The 22,618-nt window shown below is 50.3% G+C and carries 18 protein-coding genes; 9 read left to right on the top strand and 9 right to left on the bottom strand.

The window, feature by feature from the left end; translation table 11 throughout:
- The first annotated feature begins 7 nt into the window (after positions 1-7).
- Positions 8-910: a sugar phosphate isomerase/epimerase family protein gene (locus ACYVB1_RS19355; RefSeq protein WP_460925463.1), complete on the top strand. Its 903-nt coding sequence runs from the start codon at positions 8-10 to the stop codon at positions 908-910.
- Positions 911-1,071: 161 nt separating this feature from the next.
- Here the strand turns inward: ACYVB1_RS19355 and ACYVB1_RS19350 are convergent, their stop codons facing one another.
- Positions 1,072-1,593, bottom strand: a complete 522-nt coding sequence (locus ACYVB1_RS19350; protein WP_460925462.1) for a DinB family protein — start codon at positions 1,591-1,593, stop codon at positions 1,072-1,074.
- A gap of 100 nt (positions 1,594-1,693) precedes the next feature.
- On the opposite strand from ACYVB1_RS19350, the gene ACYVB1_RS19345 reads away from it, so the two are divergent.
- Together ACYVB1_RS19345 and ACYVB1_RS19340 are read left to right on the top strand one after the other, a co-directional pair.
- Positions 1,694-2,362: a dual specificity protein phosphatase family protein gene (locus tag ACYVB1_RS19345; protein WP_460925461.1), complete on the top strand. Its 669-nt coding sequence runs from the start codon at positions 1,694-1,696 to the stop codon at positions 2,360-2,362.
- Between the two features lie 298 nt (positions 2,363-2,660).
- Complete coding sequence (locus tag ACYVB1_RS19340) at positions 2,661-3,410, top strand: metallophosphoesterase (protein ID WP_460925460.1); 750 nt, start codon at positions 2,661-2,663, stop codon at positions 3,408-3,410.
- Positions 3,411-3,497: 87 nt separating this feature from the next.
- Here ACYVB1_RS19340 and ACYVB1_RS19335 read toward each other — a convergent pair whose 3' ends face one another.
- The 4 genes from ACYVB1_RS19335 to ACYVB1_RS19320 all read right to left on the bottom strand — a co-directional run bounded on the left by ACYVB1_RS19335 (position 3,498) and on the right by ACYVB1_RS19320 (position 7,838).
- Entirely contained in the window at positions 3,498-4,352 is an 855-nt protein-coding gene (locus ACYVB1_RS19335) for an aminotransferase class IV (RefSeq protein WP_460925459.1), read from the bottom strand.
- Complete coding sequence (locus ACYVB1_RS19330; RefSeq protein WP_460925458.1) at positions 4,336-5,472, bottom strand: DmpA family aminopeptidase; 1,137 nt, start codon at positions 5,470-5,472, stop codon at positions 4,336-4,338. Before ACYVB1_RS19330 ends, ACYVB1_RS19335 begins: the two co-directional genes overlap by 17 nt.
- A gap of 30 nt (positions 5,473-5,502) precedes the next feature.
- On the bottom strand, positions 5,503-6,384 hold the full coding sequence (locus tag ACYVB1_RS19325) for a carbohydrate kinase family protein (protein WP_460925457.1): 882 nt from the start codon (positions 6,382-6,384) through the stop codon (positions 5,503-5,505).
- 125 nt (positions 6,385-6,509) lie between these two features.
- Positions 6,510-7,838: a sugar porter family MFS transporter gene (locus ACYVB1_RS19320; RefSeq protein WP_460925456.1), complete on the bottom strand. Its 1,329-nt coding sequence runs from the start codon at positions 7,836-7,838 to the stop codon at positions 6,510-6,512.
- A gap of 630 nt (positions 7,839-8,468) precedes the next feature.
- On the opposite strand from ACYVB1_RS19320, the gene ACYVB1_RS19315 reads away from it, so the two are divergent.
- Positions 8,469-10,883, top strand: a complete 2,415-nt coding sequence (locus ACYVB1_RS19315) for a penicillin-binding protein 1A (RefSeq protein WP_460925455.1) — start codon at positions 8,469-8,471, stop codon at positions 10,881-10,883.
- Positions 10,884-10,993: 110 nt separating this feature from the next.
- The gene (locus ACYVB1_RS19310) at positions 10,994-11,869 is read left to right on the top strand and encodes an NAD(P)-dependent oxidoreductase (protein WP_460925454.1); all 876 of its coding nucleotides are present in this window, start codon (positions 10,994-10,996) and stop codon (positions 11,867-11,869) included.
- A 144-nt stretch (positions 11,870-12,013) separates the two neighbouring features.
- Here ACYVB1_RS19310 and ACYVB1_RS19305 read toward each other — a convergent pair whose 3' ends face one another.
- Entirely contained in the window at positions 12,014-12,952 is a 939-nt protein-coding gene (locus ACYVB1_RS19305; protein ID WP_460925453.1) for an NADP-dependent oxidoreductase, read from the bottom strand.
- Between the two features lie 233 nt (positions 12,953-13,185).
- The gene (locus ACYVB1_RS19300) at positions 13,186-14,310 is read right to left on the bottom strand and encodes a hypothetical protein (RefSeq protein WP_460925452.1); all 1,125 of its coding nucleotides are present in this window, start codon (positions 14,308-14,310) and stop codon (positions 13,186-13,188) included.
- An 851-nt stretch (positions 14,311-15,161) separates the two neighbouring features.
- Here ACYVB1_RS19300 and ACYVB1_RS19295 point away from each other — a divergent pair.
- Positions 15,162-16,988: a PAS domain-containing sensor histidine kinase gene (locus tag ACYVB1_RS19295; RefSeq protein ID WP_460925451.1), complete on the top strand. Its 1,827-nt coding sequence runs from the start codon at positions 15,162-15,164 to the stop codon at positions 16,986-16,988.
- A 68-nt stretch (positions 16,989-17,056) separates the two neighbouring features.
- Entirely contained in the window at positions 17,057-17,374 is a 318-nt protein-coding gene (locus tag ACYVB1_RS19290) for a peptide-methionine (R)-S-oxide reductase (protein WP_460925450.1), read from the top strand.
- A 33-nt stretch (positions 17,375-17,407) separates the two neighbouring features.
- Here the strand turns inward: ACYVB1_RS19290 and ACYVB1_RS19285 are convergent, their stop codons facing one another.
- A complete protein-coding gene (locus tag ACYVB1_RS19285; protein ID WP_460925449.1) occupies positions 17,408-17,869 on the bottom strand; it encodes a DUF4268 domain-containing protein in 462 nt (153 codons plus the stop codon).
- A gap of 360 nt (positions 17,870-18,229) precedes the next feature.
- Here ACYVB1_RS19285 and ACYVB1_RS19280 point away from each other — a divergent pair, with 360 nt between their 5' ends.
- Together ACYVB1_RS19280 and ACYVB1_RS19275 are read left to right on the top strand one after the other, a co-directional pair.
- Positions 18,230-19,687, top strand: coding sequence for a M48 family metalloprotease (locus ACYVB1_RS19280; RefSeq protein WP_460925448.1), 1,458 nt, complete (start codon positions 18,230-18,232; stop codon positions 19,685-19,687).
- A gap of 459 nt (positions 19,688-20,146) precedes the next feature.
- Positions 20,147-21,223: an NADH:flavin oxidoreductase/NADH oxidase gene (locus tag ACYVB1_RS19275; protein WP_460925447.1), complete on the top strand. Its 1,077-nt coding sequence runs from the start codon at positions 20,147-20,149 to the stop codon at positions 21,221-21,223.
- Between the two features lie 75 nt (positions 21,224-21,298).
- Here the strand turns inward: ACYVB1_RS19275 and ACYVB1_RS19270 are convergent, their stop codons facing one another.
- Complete coding sequence (locus tag ACYVB1_RS19270) at positions 21,299-22,540, bottom strand: PepSY-associated TM helix domain-containing protein (protein ID WP_460925446.1); 1,242 nt, start codon at positions 22,538-22,540, stop codon at positions 21,299-21,301.
- Positions 22,541-22,618 lie beyond the last annotated feature (78 nt).

The raw sequence follows: 22,618 nt of genomic DNA, 5'->3' as shown, positions 1-22,618 counted from the left end.
CAACGCCATGAAGCCAATATCTATAGCTGTTCTTTTCCTGCTGATACTCTGCTCCTGCGGAGCTGTGGTGCGGGAAGAAAGACCCGGTAACGACATGTTGTATGCAAAGGACAACCTCGTGGCCTGGTGCACCATTCCGTACGACAGCAGGAAGCGAAACTCTGAAGAAAGAGCAAGCATGTTAAAGGACCTGGGCATAAAATCGTTTGCCTACGACTGGCGCTGGGAGGATTTGCCGAACATGGAGCATGAGCTGGCCACGCTGAAAAAGCATGACATAGAACTGGAAAGCGTGTGGTTCTGGATAGATGGTGGCTCAGGCAAAGTATTTGACGAAGCAAACGAAATCATCCTGAACACGCTGGAGAAAACAAACACCCGAACCGAACTCTGGGTTAGCTTCCCGGCCCGCTACTTTGAAGGTATGACAGATGAAGAAAAGCTACAGAAAGGCGTCAATACGCTGCAACAGCTACATGCACGGGCATCGAAAATAGGTTGCACGCTGGCCTTGTACAACCACGAAGACTGGTTTGGTGAGCCGGAAAACCAGGTGAATCTGATTGAGGCCTCCGGCTTAAAGGACATCGGTATTGTGTACAACTTCCATCACGCCCACGAGCAGCTGGACAAATTTGAGCACACCCTAAAAATAACCATGCCTTACTTAAGAGCTGTTAACCTGAACGGCATGCGGGCAGGGGGACCGAAGATTATGACCATTGGAGAAGGCGATCGGGAACTGGAAATGCTCCGCAAACTCAAAGCCTCCGGTTTCAAAGGCTCCATCGGTATCATTGGCCATACCGAAAACGAGGATGTCGAAGTTGTCCTGAAGCGGAACATCGCCGGCCTAAAAAACCTGCTGGCGCAACTAGGCGAAACAAAAGCTTTAAGAACTTATAAGTAGCGTAAAAAAGCACCTGGCCTCCTTTGTTATTCTGAACACAGTGAGAAATCTGTGTATTCTGGAGTATTTGAGAATTCCGGATTTCTCACTGCGCCCGAAATGACAGCATTTTGCTATTTAAGATGGCTTGAGTCCGAAACGAGGTTAGCTTTCACAAAAGCTTATTCCGCTGAATGGCGCATAACCCGTGCCGTTACAGTCAGCTGCCCCACGTGCCGCATGGTATGCTCTGCACCATGCACCAGCAAGCCCAACACATTGGACGGGATTTGCGCCCGCCCTACACCCCGCGGCTCCAGCAGTGTTTCCTCATTTGTATGGCGTAACTGCTGCAGGGCCTTTTCCACCTGCTGGTTAAATATTTTTACCAATTGCCGGGCTGTGCACCCCGCCTCCGGGCACTTTCCTTCCGTGGACAGCGCATTCAGCTGCTCCTGCGTTAAAGCCAGCCCCTTTGCATAAGTAAAAAGCCGGTCCAGCACACCTGCCAGGTGCTGCAGGTGAAAACCAACTGAAGCCACACCTGCAGGCCTTTCCCACAGTAAATCATCCGGATAGCTTTGCATCAACTCCTCCACCTCTTCTCTGGCCTGCAAAAGCGCGTGGGCGACAGGTTGCAACAAAGGCGGCATATCCGGCAAAGGGCCGCGAAGCCATACTTCACGTGTATCAGTTTGAGCCATTCAATTCTGTATTTTCAGGTAAAAATTAAATATTCATTTATTCACTGGCAAGTTAGAACATACGCAGCCCCTTGCAAAACAAGCTGAGACTCCGTGAAAAATGGAAATACAATCTAAACTCAGGGGCTTTGTGTATCAAGCTTCCTGTAAAACCTGTCTTATTGATAGGCAAGCAAGGTGTGAGGCAACTGCCTGTTCCACACCTATGTACCCGGCACCCTCACATGGCAGGATTATTGCACATAACACTTTAACAGTAAGCAATATAAACTCGAAGGTAATACCTGCACACGCCAGGTATCTTAATCAGAATCACATGTACTCCGTTAGGCCCTGGTTGTATATAGGGAAGTGCCGTGACACGGTAAACCTCCCCCGCCTGAAGTCCAACCATATCAGGGGAATGCTCCAACTCGAAGACCTGGTAGAGCAGCTGGGTATTCACGTCCTGCACCTTCAGGTAGCAGACGGACACCCTATACCAGAAAAAGAATTCCAGAGGGGCATTCACTTTGTTTTGCTGGAGCACAAGCTGGGCCGAAACGTTTTGATTGCCTGTGGGGCTGGCATCAGCAGGTCGGTAACTTATGCCATAGCTGCATTGAAAGAGACAGAAGGCTTGTCGTTGCTGGCTGCTTACGGAGAGATCGTCAAAAGAAACTATACGGCCCTGCCGCATGCTGTTATCTGGAAGTCGCTCTGCGCCTATTACAACGAGGACGTCCCTTACATTGAGGTGTTACGGCAATACAACATCGCCAGAAGCTGAAGCACGCTTTTCTGACCTGTGGCTCTTGCGATTTAGTACTCCACCGCATCAGAAATCCTCATCATTACCTCCTTCCCTTTTCTAACAAACCCACTATTCCACTTCTGCAGCGCGAAAAAGGCAACATAAAAAGAAACAGCAAGCGCTAACATAAGCTGCAGGTCGCACGTTAACATACGCTGTATCTGCTGCAAAAGCAGGAGAAGCCATCTATCAGTTAGAGGCAGCTTCTGCTCATGCATGTACAGGTCAATGCACCCGGAGAAACAGGAATACGTTTAATTACAAGTTTTATACAATGCGAAGATTCGTGATGTCTGATAGCCATGGCGGTTATCGCGCGATGGTGCAGTGCCTGGAGAGAAGTGGCTTCGACATGGAGAAAGACCAGCTGTTTTTCCTGGGTGATGTGGTAGATGGATGGTCAGAAACGATGGAGAGCATCGACCTTTTGCTGAGCATCGGCAACCTAGTGTACCTGCTGGGCAACCACGATCAGTGGGCCCTCGAGTTTTATACCGGCAAAATGCTGCAGGATTCCCCAACCATCAACCTGTGGCTGCTGCAGGGCGGAGCCGCTACAGTAAAGTCTTATAAAAGAGGCAGGCCGATGCCCCAGGAACACCTTGAACTGCTAAAGCAGGCGAAAGCCTATCACGTGACCGAAGATAATATCCTGATGGTGCACGCTGGCTTCGATACTAGCAAACCGATAGAGGACACAGCCCCTGATTACCTTATCTGGAAAAGAGAGTTTGTGCAGCACTGTTACTACCAATATACAAAAAACAAACCTGTAACCGTAGCGCAGTACAAAGAGGTCTACATCGGCCATACCCCCACGATAGCGCTGAACGCAGCACAAAAAACGCCGCTACGTATGGGAAACGTTGTTTTAACAGATACCGGCGCAGCATTCTACGGCTGCCTTTCCATCATGGACATAGACAGCAAGGAAGTATGGCAATCCGATGAGGTGAGGCGCCTGTATCCCTACGAAGAAGGCCGCAACGGCACCAGCTGCTTTGTAGAGAGCGGTCAGGGCTGAATAATACCCTGATCCTCTAGTTTACTCCATAGTACCATGGAGGCAAAACATATTATGAAATGAGCACATGGAAAAATGGCACACCCCTTACATTGACTTCAAACTATAACTTTCCTCCAGCCGAACAAGATCCTCCAGCAACGAAACCGTAGTGGCTCCCGGTTTACCATCACCAATCACCCTGTCATCTACCTGCACAATAGGCAGAATCCGTTTTGTGGTGCTCGTGAGAAAAGCTTCCCTGGCCTGCCATATATCTTCCAGGCTAACGGCTTCCACAGCTACTTTGTACTTCTTCACAGCAAGTTCCAGCACATGCTTTCGCGTAATGCCCTGCAATACGTCCTCAGCAGGCGTCACCACAGTGCCATCCTGCCTCACAATAAAGAAGTTGCAGCGGGGAAATTCTGTCACGACACCACCCTTTTGGTACAACACATCGTCGGCCCCGCTTTCTTTAACCCTGTTTATCAGCCAGATACCCATGGAGTAGTTGATGGTTTTAACCGCAGGAACTTCCCGCACATACTCCTGCGTAATCACCTTCAGCCCTCTCTCCCGCAGCGCCTGCCCCGGCAGTACAAGAGGCTGCTGCACAATTACCAGGCTGGCCTCGCCTATGTCGTAGCCGTTGTCAGAGTACCCTCCCGTCAGTATGATTTTCATGCCGGATACAGGCAACCCGTTCAGTTGTATCAGCTTCCGGATAGTGGCCCTCAAGGCTTCATCCGAAAGGGGGACAGGAAGGTGCATCAGCTTTGCCGAAGTATAAAAACGCTCCAGGTAATCCTCTAAAAACAAGGGTTGCCCTTCCATGATTTTAAGAAAATCAAAGACGCCGTACCCCCGCTGGATGGAAAGGTCGCTTACATGCAGGTATGCCTGTTCCAGGGGTACAATCTCCTCCCGAACAAAGGCGTAAAGCTTATTTTCTGATGACACGGTAATGCTTTAAAATCTTGTTTACTTTATCAAGTGGCAGTGCTTCTACGCGATGCTGCTCTTTTCCTTCTGTAGTCTCGGCCCTGAACAGGGAATTGATGATTGCCTCTTCCGTTGCCTCAATCACGGCAATAAACAACGGCGACATTTCATCGTTGCGCAGCAGGGTTACTGTCTGCGTTTTGTCTTGTGTGGCATACGGCACCCGTAGCCCCGGGTGCGAAGAGAAAGCCACCACATAATCGCCGCTTCCGTTCGAGGCAATGCCCCCGGTTTTAGCCAGTCCCATCATCGCCCGTTTTGCCATCCGCTCCAGGTTTCGGGCATCCACTGGCGCATCCGTTGCCACAATCATCATACAGGAACCATCGGCGCTATCTTTAAGGTGCTGACTGCCGAAGTACTGTTTCAGTTCTTCCCCTACCGGAGCACCATCAACCTGCAGTACACCGCCAAAGTTGGTCTGCACCAGCACCCCCACCGTATAGCCGCCCATGGTTTCGGGGAGAAGCCGCGAAGAGGTGCCGATGCCGCCTTTGAAGCCGAAAGCCACTGTGCCGGTACCCGCGCCTACATTTCCTTCCATCACTGGGCCACCTTTAGCCTGTTGTATTGCCTGCACGACATGTGCCTCAGTTACATGCCGGCCGCGGATGTCGTTCAGGTAACCGTCGTTTGTCTCCCCCACCACCGCGTTCACCGACTGCACCGCTTCGTTTCCGGGCTGCTGCAGCACATAACCCACTACGGCATTTAAGGCTGTGCCCACGCTTAAGGTGTTGGTCAGGACAATGGGAGTTTCGATGTTGCCGAGTTCCTGTACCTGCGTAGTGCCCGCTAGTTTACCGAAGCCATTCCCGACATATACCGCAGCAGGCACTTTGTCCTGGAAAATATTTCCTTCGTGCGGCAGGATAGCGGTAACACCCGTCCTAATATGGCTCCCTTCCTGCAGCGTCACATGCCCCACCTGCACCCCGGCCACATCGGTGATGGCATTGTGCCGGCCCGTTGGCAGTACGCCTACTTTTACGCCGTACTCCCGCGCCCGCTTCCGTTGCTGGCTCCAGGCCTGCGATGTGATGCCTACCATGAAAAGAAATAAAAACAGAAACCTCATATACAATTTGTGTCTGTGCGCAAAAGAGCCTTAGCCGTGTATCAGCTTTTCAACATTCTCCGGCGCAATTTCGGGAGTGGCTCCTTTATGACTTGCTACCAGGGCACCCATGGCACAGGCCTTTTGCAGGGCTTCCGGAAAAGAATTACCCTTGATACGGCTACTCAGGAAAGTGGCCAGGAAAGCATCTCCGCTGCCAATGGTGTCTTCTACCTCCACGGTATAGCCTTCCTGCTCGAAATAGCCTTCGGCACCCAGTACGGCAGCCCCGTTTTCTCCCCGTGTTACAATAATGGACTGCAGTGTGTACTGCTTGAGCAGAAATTCCATAGCGGTTTTTTCATCAGCGAATTCCTGGTACCAGCCCGCAATCTCCATCAGTTCGTGGTGGTTCATTTTCACGATATCGGCCTGCTCCAGCAAAGGCTCCAGCACCTGCCGTGTATAATGCGGCGGGCGCAGGTTCACATCAAAAACTTTTCCTTTCGCCATTTCCAGTAAGGACAGCAGTGCCTGCCGGGATGTTTCACTCCGTGCCGCCAGGCTACCGTATATAAAGTAATCCGTCTCTGACACCAGTTGCTGCTGGTTTTCTTCCTGCTGTATATAGTCCCAGGCTACAGGTTGCACAATATCATAAGTTACTTCGCTGCGGTTGCTCACATTGGCCACGACCACACCTGTTTTTTGCGTCTCATTTACCTGCACCCATCGGGTGGAAACTCCTTTCTGCTGCAGGTAATCCAGCAGCTCTTTTCCCAAATCATCGCGGCCCACACAGCTGATAACAGCGGGTGCAAAACCCTGGTATTGCAGGTGAATCGCCACGTTCATAGGTGCCCCACCTGGTAATTTCCCGCTGGGCAGAATGTCCCAAAGCATCTCTCCAAAGCAGACGATTTTGTTTTTCATTGTGATGTTCTGTTTGTGATGAATTTCAAAGAGAGGACCTTATACGCTAACGGGTGAATTCCGCCGGTGTCATCATCCCCCTGCCCCCTTCAAAGGGGGTCTTTTCTTAGTTTCTCACCCAGTCCTCAGGAGTGCACCACCTCTTTTCCAATTTCCTCCAGCGACGTTTCTTTTGTCTCCGGCATCATGCGCCAGACAAAAATCAACTGCAGCACCATCATCACGCAGAAAATCAGGAAGGTAAGGCCTCCTCCCAGCGTTTCGGCGATGTAAGGGAAAATAAAGGCAATGACGGCTGCCAGTATCCAGTGCGTGAAACTGCCCAGCGCCTGCCCGTATGCCCGCACCTGATTCGGGAATATCTCCGAGATAAACACCCAGATAACCGCTCCCTGCGAAAAAGCAAAGAAGGCAATATAAACAAAGAGATAAATAGGCACTGCATACCCCTCAAAACTCTCGTTAAAGAAAGCGAAGGAAACCAGCCCCAACGTAATAATTAAGCCGAAGGAACCAATCAGCATAAGTTTGCGGCGCCCAAACCGGTCAATGAAGTTGAGCGCCAGCAATGTGAACAAGAAGTTCACCAGCCCCACTCCCGCCGAGGACAACAACGCGGATTCTGTGCCCAGGCCGGTCATTTCAAAGATGCGTGGCGCATAGTAGATAATGGCGTTGATGCCTGACAACTGGTTGAAAAAAGCAAAAAGCACTGCAAGCGTAATAGGCCTGCTGTAGCGCTTCGAGAAGAAGGCATCTGCCGGTTTCCGGGAATCTACCTCAGCGGAGCTTTGGATTTCCCGTACCGTCTGCGCAGCATCCACTTCCGGGTTGGCAGCCTGCAGCGTGTCCTTTGCCTCCTCTACCCTGCCCCTGCGCAGGATAAGCCAGCGCGGGCTCTCCGGCACCACGAACAAGCCCAGTAAAAATCCAATGGCCGGGAAAGCCTCTACCCCCAGCATCCAGCGCCAGTCATTCGGCCCGGTGCCGCCAATCAGGTAATTGGACAGGAAGGCGATCAGGATACCAAACACAATGTTAAACTGGAACAAGGCCACCAGCCTGCCCCGCGATTTGGCAGGCGATATCTCGGTGATGTACAGCGGTGCCGCCACCGAGGAAGCCCCCACCCCTAAGCCTCCCAGAAAGCGGAAGAACAGGAAAGCGTACCAACCCGTTGCCAGGGCCGACCCTACCGCGGACACAAAATAGAAAACAGCAATCCAGATAAGCGTTTTCTTCCTTCCTAGCTTGTTGGAGGGTATACCGCCAAACAAAGCGCCAATCACAGTACCAAAGAGTGCTATCGACACCGTAAGCCCGTGCTCGAAAACATTCAGGCTCCAGTAATCCTGTATGTCCCGTTCAGCTCCGGAGATAACAGCTGTATCGAAGCCAAACAGGAAGCCTCCCAGTGCCACAACTATAGACCATAAAAAAACTTTCTGATTCATTACTGCATTTTTTAAGATGAGATCCAGGTGCTTTGCTGGTTTGCCTCCAGGAGACAAACCAGCATTATCAAATATCCATCAATATATCGAAATCAAGATAAAGAGCCTGTTTTAATTTCAATTTTGTTGATGAAATACCCGTGCCTGCAGGCTGGTGGGGTGCCAGCCCAGGAACAGCCTAAAGATTCTGCACAGAAAAATAGAAGATTCAGCTTTTAAAATCCTTCCTTTGCATTCCAAATAACAAAACGGCATGCACTGCGCATAATCCTGACGATAGTTATTTGACTCATGGTCCGGTAAAATGCTGTTGAATTACCTTGCATGATGCTTGAAAGAAATCCCTGTTTCGCATGTTATTCAGCGTCACCTGTTTGTGCGGCAACTCCGGGTGCAGGCATTGATTTGGCGCAATTCTTGTCTGTTGTGGTGCAAAAGTGTAGGGCCGTGTTTTACCCTGGCGCAAGCTATAAGCTCTTTTTGCAACCTAATTCATAAAAGAGGGTAAAGGAGTTTTTTTCGACTAAAGCGCTGGGCACGGCCAACAAGAGGTATCTGATATAACACATGAGGCGTTTGCTAAAAAAGATAATTAAGCTATTAGTTTACGGATTAATTTTACCGGTTACCTTGTTTCTGAAAGAACAGCTACACCTGTTTTACCAGAGCCAGAAGCCAAAGTTTATCCGCACGTACTGGAAAAGAAAATGGACAAAGGCGCGGGAGTTTAAGTGGAAAGAGGCGCGGCTCTCGGATTTCGGGTTCCTTTTCAGAGCTGCTTATAAAACAGGCCTTTTTCTGTTGCTGTTTGCCTGCATTTTTTACCTCACTGTTTTTGCAGGAGCCTATGGCCATGTACCGTCCAAGCGGGAGTTAAGGTCCAAGCAAAACAACACAGCCTCTGAAGTTTACTCCGCAGACAGTGTGCTGCTGGGCCGCTACTACATACAGGACCGCACCAATGTGAAATTTGAGGACATATCACCTGCAGCCATTGATGCCCTCATCGCCACCGAGGATGTGCGGTTCTACGAGCACAGTGGGATCGATATCAGGAGTTCGTTCCGGGTGCTGATTAAGTCACTGTTGCTGCAGGGAGAGAGCGGCGGGGGCAGTACCCTGAGCCAGCAGCTGGCGAAGAACATGTATCCCCGCAAGGATTACTGGCTCTGGGACATGCCGGTGAACAAACTGCGCGAGATCATTATTGCGCGTAAGCTGGAAGGCATCTACAGCAAACAGGAACTGCTGGAACTTTACCTGAACACCGTGCCAATGGGCGGCAACCTGTACGGTATTGAAAGGGCTTCGAGGCGCTTCTTCAATACTTCTGCCGATTCCCTTAAAACAGAGGAAGCCGCTGTGCTGATTGGTATGCTTAAAGCAAACACCACCTACAACCCCCGCCTGTACCCAGAGCGGTCCAAGCAGCGGCGCAATGTGGTCCTCAACCAGATGGCCAAGTACGATTTCCTGCCTGCTGCTGTGGCAGACTCCCTGAAGGCCTTACCCCTTACCTTAAATTACCGTTACACCACCCACAACGATGGCCTGGCACCTTATTTCAGGGAACAGCTACGCCAGGAACTGGAGAAGTGGGCGGCCTCAAAGCGCAAGCGCAACGGGGAGACATACAACCTCTACACCGATGGCCTGAAAATATACACGACCATCGACGCGGGTATGCAAAAGCATGCAGAACGCGCTGTGGCGCGCAGAATGTCGCTGCTGCAGAAGCAGTTTAACGCGCATTGGAGAGGCAGAGCGCCTTGGGGCAAGGATGCCTCTGTGCTGCAGCATGCCTTGCAGCGCTCCGACCGGTATAAAAAATTAAAGCAGGCCGGTTTACCAGAAGCCGAGATAAAAGAAGTTTTCCAGAAGCCTGTTCCTATGACGGTGTACAGCTGGGACGGGAGCAAAAAGCAGGAAATGAGCCCTATGGACTCCCTTGCCTATTACGAACGCTTCCTCAACACCGGCCTTTTCGCAATGGAGCCGCGCACCGGCTATGTACGGGCCTGGGTAGGCGGCATTAACCATGCCGTGTTTAAGTACGACCATGTGCGGGCACACCGGCAGGTAGGCTCTACCTTCAAACCCATTGTGTATGCCGCCGCACTGGAAAAGGGGATTGCTCCCTGCACTTATTTCCCCAACCAGCGCCAGACCTACCCGGAATATAATGACTGGTCGCCACAGAACGCCACAGGGCAGTATGGTGGAGAATACACGATGCGGGGCGCCCTGGCTCACTCTGTGAACACCATCTCGGCCCAGCTGATTATGCAGACGGGCGTAGAGCGGACGGTGACCCTGGCGCACCGTTTTGGCATACAGAGCAACCTGCCGCAGGTGCCTTCCCTTGCCCTCGGAACAGCAGATATTTCGCTTTTCGAGATGGTCAGTGCCTATGCCACCTTTGCGAACAACGGGTACAGTGTCTCCCCGGTTTACATCGAAAAAATAACCGACCGCACAGGTAATGTGCTACGGGAACACCGAAGCAGTACAGCTGACACGAAGAGGGTGTTGTCTGAAACCAATGCAGCCATTATGCTGCACCTGATGGAAGGCGTAGTGGAAGAAGGAAGCGCCCGCCGCCTGCGCTCTGAGTTTGGTTTGAAAATGGACATTGCCGGCAAAACCGGCACCTCGCAGGAGCATGCGGATGGCTGGTTTATCGGCATTACGCCAAAACTGGTAACAGGTGTCTGGGTAGGCGCTGAAAGCCCGAAGGTGCGGTTCAGGACGCTGGCCCTGGGCCAGGGCTCCAGCACGGCCCTGCCTATCTGGGGTGACTTTATGAAACGAATTGCCCTGGACCCTGCCTATCCGGGATACCTGAACAGCCAGTTCGACCCGCTTCCTGCTAGGCTGCAGGACCGATTGGCATGCGACTCTTTCCGGGCAGAGCCACCACCACAGAACTTTTTCGAACGGATACTGGATGATGTGAAAGATAAGGCTGTGAAGACGTACGAAGAGTGGAAAGAGCAACTAAAGAAACGTAGAGAAGAAAGAAAAGAGCGTAGAAGAAGAAACTAGACTACCTGTGCCTTTATCGGATATCTGTTCGCCGCCTCTCTCCTCCTTTGCGTAAGTCCTACAAGTGTTAGTTTTGTACAGGTAAAACATCTTTAAATTAGATAGAACGCATGAAAGTAGGATTTATAGGACTAGGAATTATGGGCAGTCGTATGGCAGCCAATTTGCAGCATGCCGGGCACGAGCTCGTGGTGTACAACCGCACACAATCAAAGGCCGATGCATTGGTAGAGAAAGGAGCAACAAGAGCTGAGTCGCCGGAAGAAGTGGCAAACCAGTGCCGGCTGGTGATTACGATGCTTTCCACCCCTGAGGCAGTGGAAGAAGTAGCGCTGGGTTCAGACGGCTTTCTGCGCGCCTTGCCGGGGAATTCCCTCTGGGTTGATTGCAGCACCGTGAACCCCTCTTTCACGCAGAAGATGGCGAGGCACGCAAAGAAAATGGGACAGCGCTTTTTAGATGCACCTGTTTCCGGCTCGCTTGTTCCCGCCGAAAAAGGGGAACTGATATTCCTGGTAGGCGGTGAAGCCTCAGACCTGGAGCAGGTACAGGAACTACTGGATGTAATGGGGAAAGCCACGGTTCATGTTGGTGCGCACAGCCAGGGAGCCAGTATGAAAATGGTGATCAACATGCTGCTGGCACAATCCATGGCAGCTTTCACAGAGTCACTGCGCCTGGGTACCGCCCTCGGCATCTCAGAGGAAATGGTTGCTCAGACCCTCCTGAATACGCCTGCCGCCGCCCCCTTCCTTAAACTCAAGCAACAGAAGCTACTGAACAGGGAATTCTCCCCTGAGTTTCCGCTGGAGTGGATGCACAAGGATTTGCACCTGGCCAGCATTACTGCCTATGAGCAGAATATAGCCCTCCCCTCCCTGCAAACCACAAAAGAGCTTTATGCGCTGGCAAAACAGCAGGGCTTTGGAGAAGAAGATTTATCTGCCGTTTACCGGGTACTCCGCCCGGATGACGGGAAAAGTTAGATAAAAGACAACAGACTTTTAGCCATTGCTGGTTTACCTGCTTACATGGCATTAAAAAGAGCACAGCCCCTACTGGCCTGTGCTCTTTTCTATTATGAACCAATGTTCTTTTTCTTTCTACTTTTATCTATTGCCTGTTTCCACCTACGGCACAATCACAATTTTACCTGTTGTGTGCAGTGTCTGGATTTGCTGCATGGCCTCGGCCGTCTCTTCCAGTGAGTAGGTATTGCTGACATGCACTTTCAGCTTTCCTGACTCCGCTAACTCCTGCAAGTGTTCCAGTTGCTTTGCATTCGGCTCTACAAATACATAATGGAAATTGATGCTTTTGTCTATGTTCTCGCCATGGTTCAGGATAGAGACCAGCGTGCCCCGCTCCTTCAATGCCGGCAGACTTTGCTCTAGCGTTTCCCCACTGACACAGTCAAATATCAAGTCTACCCCATCCGGAAAAAGTTCTTTTACAGCATTTCCTACATGGTTGTTTTTGTAGTCTACTGTATGGTCTGCTCCCAGTTCTTTCATGAAGGCATGGTTTTTCTCGCTGGCAACACTTACCACGGTTGCACCTCTTTCCTTTGCCAGTTGAATGGCTAAACTACCCACTCCCCCGGATGCACCCAATATAAGCACTGTCTGGTTTTCCTGCAGGTTGCCGGCATCGTACAGGGATTGGTAGGCGGTGAGTCCCACCAGTGGGATGCCGGCAGCTTCTTCAAACGACAGGTTCTGCGGTTTTCTGGCAAAGTAGCTTTCGGGTATCACGATGTATTCGGCAAAGGTACCATACTTTACGAGCGGCCGACGGGCATAGGCATATACCTCATCGCCCACATTAAACCTCCTGGCGCTAAAGCCCCTGTCTTCAACCACACCGGCCACGTCCCATCCGGGTATCACCGGAAACTCGTAAGGCAGATAATCCTTCAGATACCCCTCTCTTACTGCCGTATCCACGGGGTTTACACCGGCAGCCTTTATGCGCACCAGCACTTCTCCTTCCTGCAGTTCAGGCACATCAACTGTTTTAATTTTGATGGCGTCTTTGCCCCCAAACTCCTCATATGTTGCTGCTTTCATTTGTTTGTCCATAGCTTTTGATTTAAATTCAGATAAAACGTGTTTCCTAAACTTACGGATGAAACAGCAGATGGGCCACCGCCGGTGCCAGTAGTTCTACAATATGATGCGTTGGCGACAAAAAAGAAACAGCCTGCACTTACCTCAAATCAGGTATAGATGCAGGCTGTTCTGAAAATAAAATCATGCAAGAGAGTGGTATGCGTAGAGCCCTTATGACAGGATTGGCAGCACTATTTTTTTATGCCTAACTCCCGTAATTCCTGCTCAATGCGCCGGTTCCAGCTTTCCTGTGCAGCCTGATCGAGGCCGTGGCGGGTCTCGCCATCGTACTGCTCCTGCAGGTGGTTCATTTCCCGGAACGACTCAATGTACTCATACTGAATGATGCTGTTATAGTCTTCGAGGGTAAGTCGCTCCTTTGTCAGCTTCTTTTTAAAACGCTCCGCCACCAGCTTCACAATATCAAAGTGCTTTTGCTCATGGTTAAGGCCGTAGGCGTTTTTTGCGTTTGCTTTCGCCCAGGATGACTCTTTCAGCACATACACTTTCATCGTCAGGTCAAGGTGTATCACGCCGTCAATCACTTCACTTTTTCCCTCATAGGCAAAGCTGGGAAAAACAGAAGCCGCAAAATTACTGGGCTTTGTAGGGCTGCCCTGGAAATCGTTCCAGGTAAGGGGCCTGTCTGTGGCATAGAAAACAGAGTCGTCTTCCACATTCAGCACGTGATCAGTGAAGGTCACTTTCAGACCTTTGGCCAGTTTTTCGTTGCGGTTCGCCTCCCGATCCATCCAGGTGTTCAGGTACTGCAAAGCATCTGCCAGGGAACGCCGCAGCGTGGGTTCTATTATCCCATGCTGCCTGGCAGGCCTGTCGTAGCGGGCACCACCTTTATACTCTATCAGCGGTACCGTTACGCCATCGCGCTCATACTCAAAAGCCATGGCCACTGTTATTTTACCGTCCACGCGCCACGGTTTTGAACCAGGTGTTTCCTGCAACTTATATTCCTTCAGGCGAATTACAACCGGCCGTAACTTAGAATTGGCAGGGGCATTATTGCGCATAAACTGACGAACGGCACTCAATCCTCCACCTTGCAGGTCTACCGGCACGGCATGAGCCAGTGGTGCCGCCGGAGCAGCTGGTATAGGCACAAGGTAGGCAACGGCTTTGCGGTCCCTGCGCTCATCAATCACGTTGGCTATATAGAATTCTTTAGGTTTGAAGGGCAATGGCTCCGCAACAAAGGCAATAGGCGCAATACCATCAGAAGGCTGTCCTGCCGACCATAAGGTTGCCACCACGAAAACCGCAAAAGTACCTAGCCAGCCTTTCTTCAGGAAGCGTTTCACGGCTCTGTGTTTAAAAGAGCTTTTAGAGAGTTTATATATCATTATATATCATTGTATGGGCTGATCAGGTTTGTACAACGGCCTCCTGCACGATGCGCTGCTATAATCTCTGTGGAATAGTGCAGGAACACATGCAGCCGCCTCTGTTACAAACAGCAACCCATCCTTTTCAGTTCTCCCGTTCGAAATCTGTAGCAGTAAAAACGGAAAGAAAACCCTTGAAGGACCATAGGCAATTCGAAGTTTTTTAGGTCGTCAGGCTGTCGCAAGGGCCATAAGTCCTGTTACGCTTATAGACATGCCTGCCTGGGCAGGAAACTGAGGGAATTATTTGCTACGGGAGAAGCCTTCGTTTTGTGTGGGGTCAAGCGAATAAAGCAAAAGTCAAATTCAGCTCCGTCAGAATCCTTAGGTGCAACAGCATCATCCAGGTTCACTTTTTTACAAACTTTCATGCGCTCACTTCTCCACCTCCCTGCCTGATAATTTGTAGTATACTCCTTTATGGCTGGTTACGACCTTTGCAGCAACAGCAATGCACAATAAACACATTATCAAAACATTGCCTGATTTATTTAGCATTAGGCGCCATTTCTGCTTTTAAATAAAGCTAAGTACTAGGGAAGTTAACGTAGCTGAAGGGCTAAATACAAAACTATTAATCTAAATATATATTATGCATATAACAATAATTTTCTAACCCTTACTGCGTTAATACAGTATAATTTTTTATTTTTTAATTCCAAAATACCCTGCTTTACGCATCTGCACAATAATAGCAGGAACTACAGGAAATTACAATTTAACATATAACAAGCATCCGGTTAAAATAGCCACTAAAGGAATCGCTAATGAACTATGAGGTACTAACGCCGGAGTTTTACCAGGCACTCATCAGGAAGAGTGCTGCTCTTATTTCTGTGGTAGATAAAAACGGGTTTTATAAGTTTGTGAGCAAATCTGCTTCGAAACTTGTGGGCTACCAACCGGAGGAGCTTTTAGGTAAAACAGCCCTGGAGTACATTCATTATGATGATTTGCAGATCATCAAAACAGCCTTTTTGCTTCTGAATACAAAGAAGGAAGTAGAGGCTCCCCCTTTCAGGTTCAGGACCAAGAGCGGCAACTGGAAATGGCTGGAAGCCATTTTTACAAATGTGATGGATGATGAGCATGTGAGTGGCTACGTAATTGATGCACGAGACATTACGATGAAGAGGGAAACCCAGGAGAACCTGGAGAGGAGCCATAGCTTTTATAACTCTTTTTACCAGAACCACCCACACGCTGTATTTACCCTAACCCCCGGAGGCATCTTTGAGCAGGTTAACTCGAACATCTGCCGTATTCTTTCCTATAGCAAACAGGAGATTGTAGGAGAGCACTTCTCCAAATTCATTGCCCCCTCCTTCTCTTTTGAAGCCATCAAGGCATTAAACCGGGCCTTTAACTGCGAACCCAGTTCCATTGAAGGAAAGGTTGTAAACAAACAGGGCAAAGTAAAAACGCTTAATTTTACGATCATTCCAATTTGCTCCAACCATACCGCTACAGCTATCGTGGGCATTGCCAAAGACATCACCGCTGAAAAAGCCGCACAGAAAGAACTGGAAAGGCTTTCACTCATTGCCAGCAAAGCGGTGAGTTGCGTCGTCATTACGGACGCTTCAGGTAAAATTGAATGGGTGAACAGTGAGTTTACAAGAGTAACAGGCTACAGTATGCTGGAGTCGGTGGGCAAGAAACCAGGAGAACTGCTTCAGGGACCAGAGACTGACCCTGATACTGTACTTGAAATGCACAGGCTGCTACAGCATGCCGAGCCCATGTCTGTGGAGGTACTCAACTACCGTAAGAGCGGCGAGAAGTTCTGGTTTTACATGGACATCACACCCATTTTCAACGACGAAGGAAAAGTGTCTCAGTTTTTTGCCATACAGTATGATATTACACAACGCAAAGAAGCAGAACACAAGATGCGCCTGCTCTCAGAAGACCTGAGCAGGCATAACCGGGAACTACAACAGTTTAATTATATTGTCTCTCATAACCTTCGTGCGCCAGTCGCCAACATTGTGGGGCTTGTATCTCTTTTAAAGAACCTGGATGAAAAAAATGAAAACTTTTTGAAGGTTCTGAGCAAACTCAAGCAAACTACCCTCAGCCTTGACGCTGTTATCAAAGACCTTGATGAAATTCTATCGCTGAGAGGAGTTAATAGTGTGGATGATGTAGAGGTGGTGTGCCTGCGCTCTGTCTGTGATGAGGTGGTCAACAGCCTGCAAGACAAAATAGATACACTAAGAGCCACTGTGCGGGTAGCAATTCCGGATGACGTATGCCTGAAAGCTAACAGGGCGTACGTATACAGCATCTTTCACAATCTGCTCTCCAACTCGCTCAAATACCGTGATAAAGAAAGAGCACCCATTGTTACCATTAAATCGACAACAGAAGACGGGCAGCACGTAATTACGGTGCAGGATAACGGAACGGGCATTGACCTGACAAAATATGGGGAACGCCTGTTTATGCTGTATGGCAAATTAGAGAAGAAAGCAGAAGGGCGCGGCTTAGGCCTTTATATGGTAAAGGCACAAGTGGAGGCTTTGGGCGGAACCATAAACGTAGAAAGCACCCCGGGCGTAGGTACTACCTTCTATATCCGCTTTTATTAAATTCAAGGCGAAGATCAGGCACAGGTCAGGAGAAGGAATTATAGCCCTGCCTGCGCTGTTTCTCACCTATGAACATCGGTTTTAAATTCAGCTTACAGGAGGCGGACAGAAACCAGGAAGGGGTTTATGCCTGCTCTTTTTGTGGTGCAGCACTGTTTGCGCCTGCTACAAAATTCAACTCAGGGTGTGGCTTTCCCAGCTTCTGGGCGCACATCGGGGAGAATGTCAGGCAGAATAAGCTGGAAACCTACGGCAGGTCCAGGATACAACTGGTGTGCAACCAGTGCGGCCTGCACCTGGGCCACCTTTTTGACCATACCCTCACTCCTACGCAGGTCAGGTACTGCATCAACGGCGATGCAATCGAATTAAAGGAGACAACGTAACCTGACCTCCAGGCAAGCCAGCAGACAATTATCTTACATCAGGCTGTCAAAGCTGTATTTCGCATTGCTCCAGAACTCATCCAGCGAGAGGATGCGGGGCTTGAAAAAAGAAATCAGCTGTGGCCAGTCGTCGCGGTTGAACACGCTGACGGGGGCTATCTCTTTGTATATCCTGCTGATGATTTTACCGTTCTCATCGGTCGCGTGCAGTTCCCACTCCCACTCTTCCCCCAGAAAATCGTGCAGCACAAACTTAAGTTCTGTAAACTGCTCAAAAAACAGTTGCTGCAGCTCGGGGTCAGGATGCGTTATCTCAATGCCGATAGAAGCTGTTTTCTTCCCGGCCTGCATCCTGAAATACACATGCTTCAGTCCCGTTTTGTAATTCAGCCAGTTCACTTTCACTCCATCCGCAGACGGCAGTGGGGCAATGTACTGCCCCAGAGTGGTCCAGAAAGCCTGACGGAGTTGTGATGCCTCTTCTCTTTTGTACATGTGGCTAAGATAGCCAATCTGCTTTTAATTGCCACAGCAGGGAATAGGCCTCACAGGCAACGGGTGAAAACCGAATGTGCCGTCACACATTATTTCGTCCTAGCTGGCATCAAAACTCTTTGTGCTGCAGCGCCCCAGTCCATGGCAAAACAGCGGGAGGCGTTGGTTTTGCATTTAGCAAAGTAACGCCTGTTTACCCGCCCAAAATCCGGTTTAACTGCCGCATGCAACCATGTACACAGGCAGCAGCAGCATCTTGTAACTTATCATTTTACATCATCGTTCCTATAGGAAATTAACCGCTCCCTATATATAACTTTTTTTAGAAACAAGTAAAAGGAAGCACTAAACAACCGAAACATGAAAAAACGTGCTATAAGCTGTTTCACAGCAGCTGTATTCTTTCTCTTTAACTCCTGCGCTACCAATCCCGTTACAGGCAAGCGGGAAGTGAGCTTAATGTCGGAGCAGCAGGAAATTGCCATGGGGCAGCAAGCTGATCCTGCTATTGTAGCCCAGTTTGGCCTGTACCAGGATCCGGCGCTGCAGCGATTTATACAGGAAAAAGGGCAGGCTATGGCAAAGATCTCGCACCGCAACAACCTGCAGTACGAGTTTAAGGTGGTAGACTCGCCTGTTATCAATGCCTTTGCTGTGCCGGGAGGTTACGTATATTTTACCCGGGGTATTATGGCGCATTTCAACAACGAGGCGCAGTTTGCCGGGGTGCTGGGGCATGAGATAGGCCATATTGCGGCGCGACACTCTGCACAGCAGCAAAGCAAGTCTATTCTGGCACAGGTGGGTCTAATTGCCGGCATGGTGATAGCGCCACAACTGGCACAGCTGGGAGATGCAGCCGCACAGGGCCTTGGGCTCCTGTTCCTCAAGTTTGGCCGCGACGATGAGCGGGAGTCAGACAGGCTGGGAGTTGAGTATGCTTCTAAGATAGGTTACGACGCTGCCGAAATGGCCGACTTCTTCCTGACGCTGCAACGCCAGCAGGAAGGAAGCGGACAAGCCGTGCCTTCCTTCCTTTCCACGCACCCCAACCCGGCTGACCGCTACGAAACGGTGCATGAACTGGCGGCAGAATGGAAAAAACAGCTCAACCTAACCAATGCAGAAGTTAACCGGAACAGTTACCTAAAGCTGATTGACGGAATGGTTTATGGTGAAGATCCGAAGCAGGGATTTGTTGAAAACAACACATTTTATCATCCGGAGCTAAAATTTAAGTTTCCTATACCACGAGGGTGGGAACACATGAACTCTCCGCAACAGTTCCAGATGGTGGCACCGGATGGAAAGGCCATGATGATGCTGACGCTGGCACCGGGCGAAACGCTGGAGGCCGCTGCACAGCAGTTGCTGCAGAACTATGGTTTACAGCCTGTAGAGTCCAGGAGCGTTACCGTGAACGGTTTGCCTGCCCTTGCCATTGTGGCTGACCAGCAGGCACAACAGGGGCAACAACAGCAACAGCCACTTCGCGCACTCATTTACCTGATTCAGTACGGGGGCAACATCTACAGTATGATTGGCGTCAGCAGCCCTGCCAATTTCAACAGCTATACCTCCGCTTTCACCGCTACCATGCAGAACTTCAGCCAACTGACCGAACCTGATAAACTGAACAGGCAGCCTGTGCGCATCAAGGTTCAGACAGTGCAGCAGGGAGCAACCCTAAACCAGGTATTCCAGCGGTACCAGGTGCCACAGGCACGGATGGAAGAACTCGCTATACTGAATGGCCTGCAGCTAAGTGACCGGGTTGAGCAGGGAACGATGATAAAACTATTGACCACGTACCAGTAATCTGTTTAGCGCAGGAGAATTGCTCCTGGTTATTTAGTGCGTATTCAGCAAAAGAAAGGCGCTCCCTCAAAAATGGAGCGCCTTTCTTTTATCAACCAGCTTTAAATCATGGTAGAGGTGAACATGTAGTTTCGCCAATCGTGCTCTTAATAAGTGGTCCTTGCGCTTTCATGCCTGTATTTGCTGGAGGCGTACCACCCCATAAAGGTACCCCAGATAACTACGTTAAACAGAAGCGGCATCAGCAAGCCCTTCACTGTAAAGCTATTAAACAGTGGTTGCCCAATGATGGGGTTCACCACCACTCACAGCCACAACGAAGGAAGCAACCCGAAAAGCATTCCCATCAGCATAGTATGAGCAGGTAAAGCAGGCGCTTTGAACAGCACAGCCTCAAAACAAATTGAATGGGAAAATGTATCATAGAAACAGTATCTGAAACTAAAAGCAGCATAAAATATGGCAGAACTATTCAGCCCCCTGACTATAAAAGATATTACACTGAGAAACAGAATAGCCGTTTCACCTATGTGCCAGTACTCCAGCGAAGATGGCTTTACCACTGACTGGCACCTGGTGCACCTGGGAAGCAGGGCCGTCGGAGGAGCGGGCCTGGTGATTGTAGAGGCCACTGCAGTTTCGCCGGAAGGGCGTATTACACCGGATGATGTAGGCCTCTGGAAGGATGAGCACATAGCGGGCCTGCAGCGCATTAACACCTTCCTAGAGAGCCAAGGGGCTGTGCCGGGGGTGCAACTGGCCCATGCCGGGCGTAAAGCCAGCCACAGAAGCCCCTGGAACGGAGGTACTGCCATTGCTCCATCCGAGGAAAGCGGCTGGCAAACAGTAGCGCCCAGTGCCCTGCCCTTTACTCCTGACGAGCCTGTGCCCGCGGCCCTGGATGAAGCAGGCATTCGCAAAGTAATTGATGACTACCGTGCCGCGGCAGAGCGGGCCATAAGAGCCGGCTTCAAAGTAGTGGAGATACATGCCGCGCATGGCTACCTGCTGCACGAGTTTTACTCACCGCTCAGCAACCAGCGCACTGACCATTATGGCGGCAGCTTTGAAAACCGCATCCGTCTGCTGTTAGAGGTAACAGAAGCGGTACAGGAAGTATGGCCGGCAAATTACCCGCTGCTGGTGCGTATCTCTGCCACTGACTGGACCGAAGGTGGCTGGACAGGGGATGACTCGGTGGCCCTGGCGAGGGTACTGAAAGAAAAGGGCGTTGATCTGATAGACTGCTCTACCGGTGGAAATGTACCGAAAGCGGATATTCCGGTTGGCCCTTTATACCAGGCTCAGTTTGCAGCAAGCGTAAAGAAAGAAACAGGCATCATGACCGGTGCCGTAGGCATGATAACAACCGCACACGAAGCAGAAAGCCTTGTCTCGGAGGGCAAAGCAGACATTGTGTTATTGGCCCGTGAAATGCTCCGCGACCCTTACTTCCCGTTGCATGCCGCCCTGGAGTTAGGCGCAGACGTGCCGTGGCCGGTGCAGTATGAAAGGGCAAAGCCGAGGAAGAAATAAAAAGCAGAGCGGCTGGGGAATTCCTTCCTCAGCCGCTCTGCTTTTTATGTGTTACGTGCCGCAGCACTTCAAAACTTACGCTACTGTAGCTGTAGCCACACGCTTCTTTGGCTTCTTTTTCTTCAGCTTGTTTACCCAGATAAGCGTGCCGGTAACAGGTAAGCTGGTAGCAACCAGGCAGGCGATGAAGTACAGTATCTTGGAGAACATACCATAGACTTCGCCGAGGTGCAGGGGCTTTATCAGCGAAACGATTTGCACATTCAGCGGCTTGTCCTCAAACAGCTCCACCTTCAGGGGCTGCCCGGTGTACTGGTCTAACTGCACTTTGTCTGCGCCGGCAAAAGCAAAAAATCCTGCGGCTGTTTTCGTCACGACTACAGCAGTTGTATCATCCTCTGGCAGCGATACCCGGATGTTTCCTTCTTCCGGCATAACGGCGTTCGCGCTGGCAATATAATCGGCAACAGAAAGCACCACAGCATCAGCAGCCGGAGGATCAGACGAAAGCGGCTTCTCTCCCCTGCCCTTGAATACTTCTGCTCCCATCACCTTGCCTAATCCATCGCGGTACCACTCAAAGGACCAGCAAAGGCCGGTAAGGCTCATGATCAGCAACAATATAAAGGAGTAAAAACCGAGTGTGTTATGCAGGTCGTGGTTTACGCGCTTCCAGTTAGCACCTGTTTTAACTTTAAAGCCTTGTTTCCAGTTCTTCAGTTTTACCGGGAACCAAAGCACCAGCCCTGAAAGCACCAGGAACACAAAGATAATGGTGGATGCTCCTACAATTATTTTTCCAACGTCTCCTTCTATCAGCAGCCAGCGGTGCAGTTGCATCACGGTACGGAAGAATTCTGTAGCAGGACCGTCTGTGGTACCCAGTACTTCAGCAGTATAGGGGTTTACAAAATAGGTAGTGGGGCGGCCTCCGCCTCCACCATGCCCGCCTTTAGCAGCCTGCGCACCAGCAGCAGCCTTTTCTCTGCCTCCTTTACCGCCACGGTCCTTCCCTTCTCCTTCAGGTTTGGCTGCTACACTTACACGGTAAGTGCTTTCCCTGTCCTGCGGAATTTCAATGGCAACTACCTTTCCTTTCAGTTCCTGCTGCAACTGCTGCCTGAGCGCATCCACCGGCATGGGCTTTGCCTGCGCATCAGCGTCCACGTGAAACTTCGTTGGCTCTACCAGGGCTTCAATTTCAGAATGGAACGTGTAGATGGTACCGCTCAGGCAGACGATAAAGAGCACGAGTCCACTGGCTATGCCAAGCCACAGGTGAATGCCGTTAAAAAGCTTACGGAAGGAGTATTTCATGATGCTGGAATGAGGTTGTCTTTCTTTCTCTCTTTGGGTACATAAGCTGCCTGCTTTTACAGCAGCATCTTATGCGCA

Source organism: Pontibacter brevis (genome assembly GCF_054779655.1).
This window is presented reverse-complemented; position numbering and strand designations above follow the sequence as displayed.